This window comes from Rhizobium sp. NZLR8 (genome assembly GCF_019685025.1).
In the GTDB taxonomy this organism is placed as follows: domain Bacteria; phylum Pseudomonadota; class Alphaproteobacteria; order Rhizobiales; family Rhizobiaceae; genus Rhizobium.
The window spans coordinates 86,401-98,504 of record NZ_JABDVY010000018.1 but is presented as its reverse complement, the minus strand read 5'-3'; the positions used below and the strand labels follow the sequence as shown (position 1 = coordinate 98,504).

At 63.1% G+C, this 12,104-nt stretch carries 10 protein-coding genes; 2 read left to right on the top strand and 8 right to left on the bottom strand.

The window, feature by feature from the left end; all coding sequences use genetic code 11:
• Positions 1-65: 65 nt before the first annotated feature.
• From HJB89_RS28840 to HJB89_RS28825, 4 genes are all read right to left on the bottom strand, one after another.
• Entirely contained in the window at positions 66-617 is a 552-nt protein-coding gene (locus HJB89_RS28840; protein WP_207580661.1) for a hypothetical protein, read from the bottom strand.
• A gap of 210 nt (positions 618-827) precedes the next feature.
• A complete protein-coding gene (locus tag HJB89_RS28835; RefSeq protein WP_207580660.1) occupies positions 828-1,907 on the bottom strand; it encodes a YcjF family protein in 1,080 nt (359 codons plus the stop codon).
• The gene (locus HJB89_RS28830; protein WP_221117080.1) at positions 1,904-3,379 is read right to left on the bottom strand and encodes a YcjX family protein; all 1,476 of its coding nucleotides are present in this window, start codon (positions 3,377-3,379) and stop codon (positions 1,904-1,906) included. The genes HJB89_RS28835 and HJB89_RS28830 overlap by 4 nt, the downstream gene beginning before the upstream one ends.
• Positions 3,380-3,454: 75 nt before the next feature.
• Positions 3,455-3,949: a histidine phosphatase family protein gene (locus tag HJB89_RS28825; RefSeq protein WP_207580658.1), complete on the bottom strand. Its 495-nt coding sequence runs from the start codon at positions 3,947-3,949 to the stop codon at positions 3,455-3,457.
• 276 nt (positions 3,950-4,225) lie between these two features.
• Here HJB89_RS28825 and dksA point away from each other — a divergent pair, with 276 nt between their 5' ends.
• Positions 4,226-4,645: an RNA polymerase-binding protein DksA gene (dksA, locus tag HJB89_RS28820; protein WP_164014196.1), complete on the top strand. Its 420-nt coding sequence runs from the start codon at positions 4,226-4,228 to the stop codon at positions 4,643-4,645.
• 66 nt (positions 4,646-4,711) lie between these two features.
• Here the strand turns inward: dksA and HJB89_RS28815 are convergent, their stop codons facing one another.
• Complete coding sequence (locus HJB89_RS28815; protein ID WP_207580657.1) at positions 4,712-5,356, bottom strand: DUF1062 domain-containing protein; 645 nt, start codon at positions 5,354-5,356, stop codon at positions 4,712-4,714.
• A 413-nt stretch (positions 5,357-5,769) separates the two neighbouring features.
• Positions 5,770-6,825, bottom strand: coding sequence for a flagellar biosynthetic protein FliO (locus HJB89_RS28810; protein WP_207580656.1), 1,056 nt, complete (start codon positions 6,823-6,825; stop codon positions 5,770-5,772).
• Positions 6,826-7,132: 307 nt separating this feature from the next.
• Here HJB89_RS28810 and cckA point away from each other — a divergent pair, with 307 nt between their 5' ends.
• The gene (gene cckA, locus HJB89_RS28805; RefSeq protein WP_221150858.1) at positions 7,133-9,727 is read left to right on the top strand and encodes a cell cycle histidine kinase CckA; all 2,595 of its coding nucleotides are present in this window, start codon (positions 7,133-7,135) and stop codon (positions 9,725-9,727) included.
• 264 nt (positions 9,728-9,991) lie between these two features.
• On the opposite strand, the gene HJB89_RS28800 is transcribed toward cckA, so the two are convergent.
• Positions 9,992-10,918, bottom strand: a complete 927-nt coding sequence (locus HJB89_RS28800; protein ID WP_221150857.1) for a pseudouridine-5'-phosphate glycosidase — start codon at positions 10,916-10,918, stop codon at positions 9,992-9,994.
• Positions 10,919-11,004: 86 nt separating this feature from the next.
• Positions 11,005-11,949: a carbohydrate kinase family protein gene (locus HJB89_RS28795; RefSeq protein WP_221117082.1), complete on the bottom strand. Its 945-nt coding sequence runs from the start codon at positions 11,947-11,949 to the stop codon at positions 11,005-11,007.
• Positions 11,950-12,104: the final 155 nt, after the last annotated feature.

The window sequence follows — 12,104 nt, the reverse complement described above, 5'->3', positions numbered from 1 at the left end:
GGAGATCCTGAAACGGAAAACGGCGGGAAACCCGCCGCTTCAGGAAAATCCACTATACGATTTATCTATTCGATAGAACCGACGGCCATCTCGTCGACCTGGCGGGTCAGTGTCAGACCGATGACCGGGATCATCTGGCTTTCGACCTTGACGGAAACGGTGACATTCATCGTCTTGTCGTCCCGCACCCGGGCGATCATCGCGCCGTTCAGCTTGGCGCGGTTGATGCCGACGACGACGGTATCCTCAGAAACGGCGCCGGAGACGACGTCAAGCCCCTTGCCGGCGGCGCCGTCGAGGAACTTGCCCTTGTAGGTCGAGCCCGACTGCGAGATGACGGCGGTCATCGGTTGCTTGAAGACGCCGACGCGGCAGGTGCCGTCGAGCTTGATGCCGGCGCCACTGTCGCCAGTCGGCTCACCGATCAGATTGCAGGTGAATTTGGTGCCCTTGTACTTGCCGGCAACGATTTCGCCCGGGCCCTTCCAGGAGCCGGTGACGGAATCGAAGAAGGCCTTGTCACGGGTTGCAGCGGTGGCTGCCGGAGCGACATCTGCGACGGGAGACAGTGCCGCGGCGGCCAGACCGCATATAATAAGAAGCTTGCGCGAATACATGGATTTTCCTTGGCAAACACCACTCACGAACTGGCTGCAAGTTTTGCCGAAGAATGGTTAATCCTTCCTTTCAATCATGTCGAAATGCGATGCGGCACAGGGCTTTCGCGCGGCTGTAATTTCAGCATACCGCCATTATCGCTTTGAATCCGCTGTAATTTCTTCCGCTTTACGCAAGGGGAGGAGAAAGCCGCGGAATCGCTGCTTCGTTCAAGGAGTGTTGCCGCGCGGCGACATGGAGGGGGCGAGATCGCCGATGAAATCACCGATTCCCGGTCGCTTCAGGGCGTGGAAGGCGAGCGGGCGGCAGAGATCCATCGCCGCGATTCCGATACGGGCGGTCATCAGGCCGTTGATGACGCCTTCGCCGAGTCTTGCCGAGAGCTTCGAGGCCAGCCCGTGGCCGAGCACCTGCTGGACGAGGCTGTCGCCGACGGCGATCGAGCCGGTGACCGCCAGATGCGCCAACACGTCACGCAGCAGACGGAACATGCCGAGCGTGCCGGGGCGGCCGCCGTAGAGCTCGGCCATGGCGCGGATCAGCCGCACGGCCTCATAGAGCACATAGAGCAGATCGACCACGGCGCGCGGGCTGACGGCGGTGACGATCGAGACGCGCTTCGAGGCGTTGACGATCAAGGCGCGAGCCTTGCGGTCGAGCGGAGCGAGCAATTCCCGTTCGGCAAGCGCAATCAGGTGCGGGGGATCGATGACCTCGCCCTCGGTCGCCTTCAGCGTGGCGCGGCCGTTCGATGTTTCGGGATTGGCGGAAAGCAGCGTGATCAGGCGGGCGACGACGGCGCGCGCCTTTGCCGGCCGGGTTTCGACCATTGCGGCTTCCGCTTCGGCCTTGATCGCCTGGACAGCGGCAAGGCGCATCATGCCTAATGTCTCGCGGATGACGAGGGCAAACACGGCGAGAATGCCGACCGCGAGCACGGCAAGGGCTGCATAACCCAACCAGTCGGCGCGGGTGAAGAGATCGCGGATCAGGCTGTCGGTCCAGAGGCCGAGGCCTAGCGACAACAGGATGCCGAAGGCGCCGGCGGCGATCTTGCCGAAGGAGGTCCGACGTCTCAGCGGCGTTGCCACGGGCACTGCGCTCAGATCCTTGTCGGGATTGAGGAAGGGATCGTCTTCATCGGCCGTCACGACGATGTTTTCGGAGAAGCTTTCCGGCCTGCGCCGCTGCTCTCGTTGGCGGCCGTTATCATGACGCTCGGTGGCCTCGTCCTCGTAGGTGAAGACCGCCGGTGGGCGGCGTGGCGGCTCGGACGGAGGCTTGCTCATGCGAGACGGTCTCCGAACAGGAACTGCATGGCCCGGTCGAGGCGGATATGCGGTACCGACAGCTTGATGCCGCCGCCGGTTTCCTCAAGCTGCGGCGGGCGGAACCTGACGACGTTGACATCGGGCAGTTGCAGGCCGGTCTCGCCCGAGGCGATGCGGTCGAACAGGCTTTCCGGATCCTCCGGCAGGTCGCCGGGAAAGATTGCGGTCTTTCTCTGCCCGTCGAAGCGCTCGCCGGCAATGGTTTCCCCCTCCATCGGCGTGCCGACGATGACCGGCAGTTCATGACCCTCACGCTTGACCGAGGCTTCGCGGGTGGCGCGCACGGAGGCCAGCGCCATGACGTCGATGCCGGCACCGGCCATGCCGATGCGGTCGATGGCACGATCGACCAGGCGGCGGGTCAGGGCATCGAGCCGGTCGTGGCTTTCATGGTGGAGATGATCGGCCTTGGTGGCGGCAACCAGCACGCGGTCGATGCGGCGCCCGAGCAGCGAGGAGAGCAGCGAATTGGTGCCTGGGCGGAAACAGGCGAGCACATCGGTCAGGGCGCGTTCCAGATCCTGCACGGCTTCAGGGCCGCGGTTCATCGCCTGCAGTGCATCGACCAGCACGATCTGGCGGTCGAGCCGGGCGAAATGCTCCCGGAAGAAGGGTTTGACGACGACCGATTTATAAGCCTCGTAACGCCGTTCCATCATCGTCCAGAGCGAGCCGCGGCCGGGACGCCCGTCCGGCGGCAGAGCGAGCGGCGCGAAAGTCAGCGCAGGCGACCCGTCGAGATCGCCCGGCAGCAGCAGGCGGCCGGGCGGCAGGGTGGAGAGCGAGCGTTCGTCGGCCTTGCAGGCCTTGAGATAATCGGCAAAGGCGGTGGCGAGGTCGCGAGCGACCATTTCGTCGGCGCCGGCGTTGATATCGGCGGCATGCGTCAGCGCCAGCCATCCACGCGACAGTTCCGAGCGGACGCCGGTTTGCGCCAGCGCCAGCGTTTCCTCGCTGAAGGTGCGGTAATCCTTGCCGAGCAGCGGCAGGTCGAGCAGCCATTCGCCGGGATAATCGACGATGTCGATCGACAGGCGACCGGGCGAAAACAGCCGGTTCCATCCGCTGGCGCTCTGATAGTCCAGCGTGATGCGCAGTTCGGAAATGGCGCGGGTCGAATCCGGCCAGATACGGTCCTTCACCAGCGCGCGGATATGGTCCTCGTACTGGAAGCGCGGCACGGCATCGTCGGGCTGCGGCTCCAGCCGCACCGCCGAGACGCGGCCGGATTGCACCGGCTCGAACAGCGGCAGGCGGCCGCCATGCAGGAGATTGTGAACCAGCGAGGAAATGAAGACCGTCTTGCCGGAGCGGGAGAGGCCGGTGACGCCGAGCCGCACGGTCGGATTGACGAGGCCGCTCGCCCGATCGGCGAGATTGTCGAGGGCGATGCGGGCGTCATCGGCAAAGGATGTCAAGCGTGGCGGCAAGGCGCGATTCCGGTTGGTGACTGCCGGCAATATAGGAAGGGCACGCCGCCCGAAAAAGACGCGGCGCGAAAGCTTTCAGACGATCACAAAATCGGCGAGGCGCCAGACGGCGGCGGAAGCGTCGTAATCGACGACGGCAAGGCCAGCCGTCGGGAAGCCGCCGGGAAGGGCGCCGACCATCGCCTCATGGCCAATCAGCGCCTCCAGCGTCTGCTCCATGGTCGGATTGTGGCCGACCAGCATGACGGCCGCCTCATCCTGGGCATCGACGATCTCGAGATAGGTGTCGACCGTGGCGTTGTAGAGCGCATCGACATAACGCACGTCGAGTGCAACGCCCATTGCCCGGTGGACGGCGCCGGCGGTGTCGCGGCAGCGCAGCGCCGTCGAACTGATCACAAGATCGGGACGGTAGCCCTTGTCGGCGGCCTTGTCGGCGATGATCTCCGCATCGCCAAAGCCCTTTTCGTTGAGCGGCCGGTCGAAATCGCGCTGCCCGGGGTCGGCCCAGGCGGCCTCGGCATGACGCAGGAGATAGATGCGGTTGGGCGGAGGCAGCGGTACGGTCATGGGCAAATCCAGGATCGGGTGGGTCTTTTCAGTAGCGGTTGCAATCGGCCGCCGTCAATCGCCAGCCATGCCGCAACGGCGCAAAACGTGGCTGACAACACGGCGTTTTGAAGGCGAAGAAAAAAACGGAAGCCGGAATAACCATGACAAAATAGATCGTTAGCCTAAAATTGTAACAGATTTAAAAATCTGTTTACCTGTCGTATTTGGCTTGAACCGCGGCTAGCGCTTGGGATATACACCCGGCCAGATGAGATGTTCTTCAGGAGAATCGCGTTGAGTGAGAAGATCGATCTTAGCAATTACGTTCCCTCGGAAGAGGAAGAGTTCATGAACGTAAACCAGCGTGCCTACTTTAGGACGAAGCTGGTTGCATGGAGAAATGATATCCTTAGAGAAGCGCGTGAAACCCTCGACCATCTGGCCGAGGAAAGCGCAAACCATCCCGACCTCGCCGACCGGGCGTCGTCGGAAACTGATCGGGCGATCGAACTTCGCGCCCGTGACAGGCAGAGAAAGCTGATTTCCAAGATCGACGCGGCACTGCAGCGCATCGAAGACGGCACTTACGGCTTTTGCGAGGAAACCGGCGAACCGATCGGCCTCAAGCGTCTCGACGCCCGCCCGATCGCGACGCTGTCGATCGAGGCGCAGGAGCGCCACGAACGCCGCGAAAAGGTCTATCGCGACGAATAATGGTCTTCATGCAGAGATGAGAACAGAACAAGCGCCGCGATCCGATCGCGGCGCTTTTTTCGTTGATCACTGTTCTACGGCGTAATTGCCTGTCGCCAGAGGTTTCCACGATTGCTCCCGCTCGGTCTCCATGGAGAGGTCAATCACCACAAGGGCGCCATTTCTGATCCGCCGCCGCATGATGTCTGCCCGCTCAGGAGCCGTCCGGACCATGCCTTTGTCGTGAAGAGCCCGCAGCCGCGAACGTGAAAGCTTCAGTTCCGAGGCCAGCAGACGGTCGAGGCGGGTGCTTGTTGGAAACGGCACCATCAGTTCGATTGCCAATCTCGTCCAATTGGCAGTTTCGTGCTGCATTTCCTTCGCGATTTCAAATTCGGCAAACTCATCCACACGCAGCGATTTGTGTCGGAGAGCATCGAGGTTGAAGCTTTCCGCGCGGATCCAGTCCGGATCGTTGGATTGCAAAGCGTCAAGAACTGCAGGATCGATGTCGCGGACATTCCGGCGCTCGAGGATCGGCCGGTTCCATGTCCGTTCGCAGGTCAGGCATTTGTAGATAAGCCAGGCGTCCAGCTTGCGGCCGTTGGCATTGAGCCGGATCTTGCCGCTGGACTGAAAGGCTCTCAGGCCTCCGCATCCGCCGCATGCAATCCAAGGCCGGGGCGCTGTCTTGGGAATAATGGTCCATCGGACCCGAAGCGTCTTGCACATATCGTCTTGGTCTTCCGTTCGGAAGCCCATCGAGATGGTGCGTGAGAAGACCCTTGCGGGCGCGGTGTGGCGATGTTGTGGGCGGCTGAAGAGCTGAGACAGCGGAGCTGCACTTGGCACATTGTAACAATGCCAAACCGGTCTCTCGCCACCACCCGATGAACATGTTCGCATGCCGCCAGCGTGTCGCTAGGCGGCAGTACGGGTGAAACTGGAGTGAGACCGGAATTTATTTAGGCAATATGTAACCTCGAATGCGCCGACGCTCTTCACCCTGATCGATACCAAATGATCGGCATGATGGGGAGGCCGGAGGCATTCGGAAACGGAAAAAGCCGCGGCATGCGGCTTTTGTGCAACTTGATGATGAAAACGAAGGCGCAGCAACCCGGTTTCACGCGGACGCGTTTGCCTCATTTGTCGCGGTTGACGCTCATCTCGCCGAAGATGCGGGCCACTTCCTTCTGCAGCTCGGTATCGGCGCCGGTGATCGGAGCAAGATCGGGATCGCGGCGCGGCAGGTTGCCCGGCTGCGGTATGGCTTGGCGGGGGGCCTGGTTCGCCGGCACCGGGACGATGCGTTCGGCCGTCAGATTGTTCGACATCTCCTCATCCAGCACCCGCTGGAAATCGCCGCGGATTGCCGCTGCCGACTGCGCAGCCGCATCGGCCTCTGCCGTACCAGGTGCGGCGCGGGCGGCGGCCGGCACGTGGACAGGCGGGGCGGAGATCTCGGGTTCAATGCGCTGCTGCGGCAGCACGCGCTGGCGGGCGGCATCGAGGATCTCGGCCGCACTTGCTGTATCGTGGAAAGATGCAGGCTGTGCGACCGGAGGAGCGACGGGACGCTCCGGCGGGCGCGGCTGCGGCGGGGCGGCAGGCACAGGAGAGTCGCGTTCGACCGACAGCGTCATGGGGTTTGCCGGAAGAGGGCTCGTCGCCACGGGCGGGGCGACAGCCGGCGGGGCAGGCGGTTCGGGGCGCGGGAGCGGCACCGGCGAAACCGGCGCGGAGAAGGAAGGCTCGGCCGCCGGCTCGATGCGGGCTGCAACGGGGCCTGCGACTGGGGTCGCGACCGGCGGGTGGGGCGGAGAAACCGCCGGCGTTTCCGGCCGCGCTGGGGGTATTGGCCGCTGCTCGACGAGTTGCGGGCGGTTGGCGCTTTCCGGCTGTTCGGTCGCTCCCGGCAGGATACGGCTTTCGATGACGATATCGCTCGGGCCGCCGATCATGATCAGGTGCTCGACGTCGTCGCGGCGCACCAGCACCAGCCGGCGACGGGTATCGACAGCTGCGGCATCCAGCACCTGCAGGCGAGGCTGGCGGTTGCGGCCGCCGCGCAAGAAGGGCGAGGGTGCCCGTCTGCGGATCACCCAGAGCACGAGGATGAGCAAGAGAAGCGCCAGACCGACGCCACCGGCCGCAAGCAGGAAACGGCTGCCATAAGCTCCGACAACATCACCCAACATAATCACTCACTCCATTTCACATTTCGGCACATATTGACGACTTTTCCGTTCCTTAGGCAAGGGCCGCCGGTGCTGTCCAGTCACGGGAGAACGCGATTTCGTGTTTCGCTGCTTGGCGCCCGGCGACCATGCGCTCGGGTGGCCGGGTTGAGCTTCAGGGGCAGATGGCGCTGTTGCCTGTGAATTCAAGCAGTCTTGCCGGCCAGCGGTGTTTTTGCCGACGCAGCAAATTGCTAAGAAGGAAACAGTGCCTGATTCCCGCTTCGTGTTCGTGCTACGAAGCTGGAGGGGCTTATGTGAGGAATACATGACGAAACCGCGTCAGGCCGACGAGTATAACGCACCGCTTGTGGATCGTGGGGGGCGTTCTGGCACGGTTTTGCGCATTCTTCTGCTGGCTCTCGTGTTGATCGCAGCCGCCGGCGGCTTTGTCGTCTTCAAGAGCTCGCTCGACAACGAGGTCGTGCTTGGCGGTCTCGGCGTGCTCGCCATGGTCGGCATCTTTTTCCTGGTCTCCTCGGTCATCGGTTTTATCGAGGTGATGCCGCAACGCCAGTCCGACAGCCTGGCGCGCGCCTTCCTCAACAGCCATCCGGACGGCACGCTGATCACCGACGAAAAGGGCCGGATCATCTATGCCAACGCCGCCTATGGCGCGCTGACCGGCGCGCGCAAGGCGACCGAGGTGCAGACACTGGAAACCCTGCTGTCGCGCCACCGCGAATCGAACGAGGCGCTCTACAGGCTGGTCAACGGCCTGCGCGAGGGCAAGGAAGGCCGGGAGGAATTCCGCCTGCTGCGCGCCGTCGGGCCTGGCAGCAACAGCTCCGGCGCGCATTGGTACCGGCTGAAGGCGCGGCTGCTGCAGCCGGAGGAAAACGGCGGCAAGCCGCTGCAGATCTGGCAGATCACCGACATCACCACGGAGCGAGACGACCAGGAACGTTTCTTCAAGGAATTGCAGAACGCGATCGACTATCTCGACCACGCGCCGGCCGGCTTCTTCTCAGCCGGCAGGAAGGGCGAGATCTTCTATCTCAATGCAACACTTGCCGAGTGGCTGGGCCTCGACCTCACCAAATTCGTGCCGGGCTCGATGACGATCGGCGACGTGGTGGCGGGCGAGGGGCTGGCGCTGATCCAGTCGGTGCAGGCCGAACCGGGCCTGAAAAAGACCGTGACGCTCGATCTCGACCTGCGCAAGACCAATGGCCAGAGCCTGCCGGTGCAGATCATCCACAGCGTCACCTCGATGCGCGACGGCGCACCCGGCGAAAGCCGGACGATCGTGCTGGGGCGTGAAAAGAGCGAGGCTGGCGGCCAATCCGCCTCGGCTGCGGCGATGCGTTTCACCCGATTCTTCAACAATACGCCGATGGCAATCGCCTCGGTCGACGGCGACGGGCGCATCCTGCGGACCAATGCGCCGTTCCTGAAGCTGTTTTCCAGCGTCGTCTCGCGCGATGATCTCGAAAAGGCGCCGCATCTCGAAACCATCGTCCAGGAGAGCGATCGGCCGCAGCTGACTGCGGCGCTGGCGGCGGCCAAGGACCGGCAGGGCGACATCGCGCCCCTCGATACCCGCACGCCGACCGACGAGGCGCGCTATTTCCGCTTCTATGTCAATGCCGTCATCGACCAGAGCGACGAGGCGCCCGAGGAGGCGGCGATCGTCTATGCCGTCGAGGTGACCGAGCAGAAGGCGCTGGAAGCGCAGATGGCGCAGACGCAGAAGATGAATGCTGTCGGCACGCTCGCCGGCGGCATCGCGCATGATTTCAACAATGTGCTGACGGCTATCCTGCTATCGTCCGACCATCTGCTGCTGCAGGCACGGCCGGCCGATGCCAGCTTTGCCGACCTGATGGAAATCAAGCGCAACGCCAACCGCGCCGCGGTGCTGGTGCGCCAGCTGCTCGCCTTCTCGCGCAAACAGACGATGCGGCCCTCGGTGCTCAACCTCACCGATGTCGTCGGCGACCTGCGCATGCTGGTCGACCGGCTGCTCTCCGGCACCAATGTCAAGCTCGACGTGCAATATGGCCGCGACCTCTGGCCTGTCAAAACAGACCTTTCGCAATTCGAGCAGGTGCTGATCAATCTCTGCGTCAATGCGCGCGATGCGATGCCCGAGGGCGGCACGCTGACGCTGCGCACCCGAAACCTGACTGCCTCAGAGGTCTCTGCCTTCAACTATTCCTACATGCCGGCCGAGGACATGGTGCTGATCGAAGTTGCCGATAACGGCACCGGGATTGCGCCCGAAATCATGGACAAGATCTTCGAGCCCTTCTTCACCACCAAGGATGTCGGCAAGGGCACGGGACTTGGCCTTGCCATGGTCTACGGCATCGTCAAGCAATCGGGCGGTTACATCCAGCCGGAATCCGAAGTCGGCAAGGGCACGACCTTCCGGGTCTTCCTGCCGCGCCACATCCCGGAGCCGGTGGTTGCCGGCGAGGCAGGCTCGATCGACGGCGCTATCGAGGTGCTGCCCCAGCCCACATCACCGCAGCAGCCGGAGGACTTGACGGGATCGGCGGTCATCCTTCTCGTCGAAGACGAGGAGGCGGTGCGCCGCGGCGGCAAGCGCATGCTGGAAACCCGCGGTTATACCGTGCACGAGGCGGGATCGGGCGTCGAGGCGCTCAACATCATGGAAGAGCTCGACGGCAAGGTCGACATCGTCGTTTCCGACGTGGTCATGCCCGAAATGGACGGCCCGACGCTGCTGCGCGAGCTGCGCAAGACCTATCCCGACATGAAATTCATCTTCGTTTCGGGCTACGCCGAAGATGCCTTCGCCCGCAACCTGCCGCCCGAGGCAAAATTCGGGTTCTTGCCGAAGCCTTTTTCGTTGAAGCAGCTTGCGGTGGTGGTGAAGGAAACGCTGGATAGTTAGGAGTTCGGTGGCTCAGAGGTTTTGAGAGGGCGTGCCGTGAGACACCCCCCTCTGGCCTGCCGGCCATCTCCCCCACAGGTGGGGAGATCGACAAGAGGCATGCTCCTCCCGCCTCTCTATCGTTTGCCGGATTGCAATGTTGATTGTCGTGGAAGCCGGTGCCGCAGCCGATCTCCCCACCTGTGGGGGAGATGCCCGGCAGGGCAGAGGGGGGCTCACCCGGTATGGCCTATCTACCGAGGCGATTCCTGCCGGCCCGCTACCTTATTCCCCAAGCGCCACGGCAATCTCTGCCGCCAGCCGCGCATTGTTTTCGACCAGCGCGATATTGGTCTTCAGGCTCTGGCCATCTGTCAGGTCGAAGATGGTGGAGAGCAGATAGGGCGTGACCGCCTTGCCGGTGATTTCGTCGCGCTCGGCGCTGTCCAGCGCCCGCTCGATGTAGATTTCCATCTCCTCGCGGGCAATCTCGTCAGCCTCGGGCACCGGGTTGGCAATCAGCATGCCGCCGTCGATGCCGAGCTGTTCGCGCACCGTCTGGAAATTGGCAATGGCGGCCGGGCTGTTCAGTGACAGCGGGCTGCGGATGCCCGAGGAGCGTGACCAGAAGGCGGGGAATTCTTCGCTCTCGTAAGTGACGACGGGAACGCCGCGGGTTTCCAGCACCTCCAGCGTCTTCGGAATGTCGAGGATTGCCTTGGCGCCGGCGCAGACGACGATAACGCCGGTGCGCGCCAGTTCCTCGAGATCGGCGGAGATGTCAAAGCTTTCCTCGGCGCCGCGGTGCACGCCGCCGATGCCGCCTGTGGCAAAAACCCGGATGCCGGCGCGGGCGGCGGCAATCATCGTCGCGGCGACTGTGGTAGCGCCGGTGCGGCGCTCAGCGATCGCGAAGGCGAGATCGGCGCGCGACACCTTCATCACTTCGGTCGCCTTGGCAAGCTGCTCCAGTTCGCCGGCTTCAAGGCCGACATGCAGCGTGCCGTGAATGACGGCGATCGTTGCCGGGACGGCACCCTGTTCGCGAATGATCGTCTCGACGCTGCGGGCCATCTTGATATTGCCGGGATAGGGCATGCCGTGGGTGATGATCGTCGATTCCAGTGCCACCAACGGCGCGCCGCGCTGCTTGGCGCTGGCGACCTCTTTCGAATAGGCGATCGGCAGAAGAGGCGAGATGGGCTTGGTCATGATTTGTCCTGTCGTCGATGGAGCATGATGCCGAAAGTCTCAGCGGTTTCGGACGAGATCACACTCAACTATTTAATTTCGTCGTTTCAATGCAGAATTCTGACCTTGGGAACAAGGGCAAGCGCCGCATTCAAGAGATCCGGCGTCAGATTTTCGTTGACGGCGTGCCGCGACTGCACGGTCAGCGTGGCGGCCGCGGTGCCGTGGCGGACGGCCTCCTCGAGCGGCAGGCCGTCCATCAAGGCGGCGAGCGTGCCGGCTGCAAGAGAATCGCCGGCACCGGTGACATCGGCGACAGTGTCGGCGATCGGCGGCTGCAGCGTCACGGCGCGGCCCTCGCAAAGAGCGACGAGCTCGCGGCGGCCGCGGGTGACGACGGCGTTCCTGATGCCGATCGCGTTCAGAAGCGGCGGCCAGCCGGCAGCGTCTTCCGGCTGTTGCCCGGCAAGGGCGGCGGCCTCGGCCTCGTTCAGGAACAGGTAGTCGATATCCCCGATACAGGGTTTCAGCCTGACGACCTTTGCGGGCGAAATGGCGATCGCTGCGACCGGCTTTGCCAGGGACTGCGCCTTGGCAACGATCGCCGCGATCGTCTCCTCCGGCAGGTTGGCGTCGAAAAGAATGAGATCATGGACGGCGAAGGCCTCGCGCACCCAGCGGATGGAGAGACGCCGCGGCACGAAGAAGCGGTAGAGATCCATGTCGGCAAGGGCGATCACCAGATTGCCGTCCTTCTCAATGATCGCCGTATAGCTCGGCGTCTTGCGGTCGAGGAAGACGAAAGGCCGGTCGTCGATGCCGGCGAAATCGGCGGCTTCGCCGACCATCTCGCCCATCGGATCGCCGCCGCGCGGCGAGATCATCGTCACCTGAAAACCAAGCCTTGCGAGATTGCGCGCCGCATTGAAGCCGCCGCCGCCCGGCTCTTCGAACCAGGTCCCGGGATTGCTGGCGCCAGGCGCCGTCTCGCCCAAGATGCGGCCGCGTCTATCGATATGGGCACCACCGAGAACGAGAATCTTTCTGTTCATTTCAGTCGCTCTCCCAATGCCGAAAAAGCGAATCGATGCGATGCATTCTGATGGGCGCGTGTTGGCATTTCAGGTCTAAGCCGTTGCTTTGCATCGATAAAACAAAAATAGAACACGGGCCGTTTTACCTTTTTCTTTCAATTGTTTGATCGCCT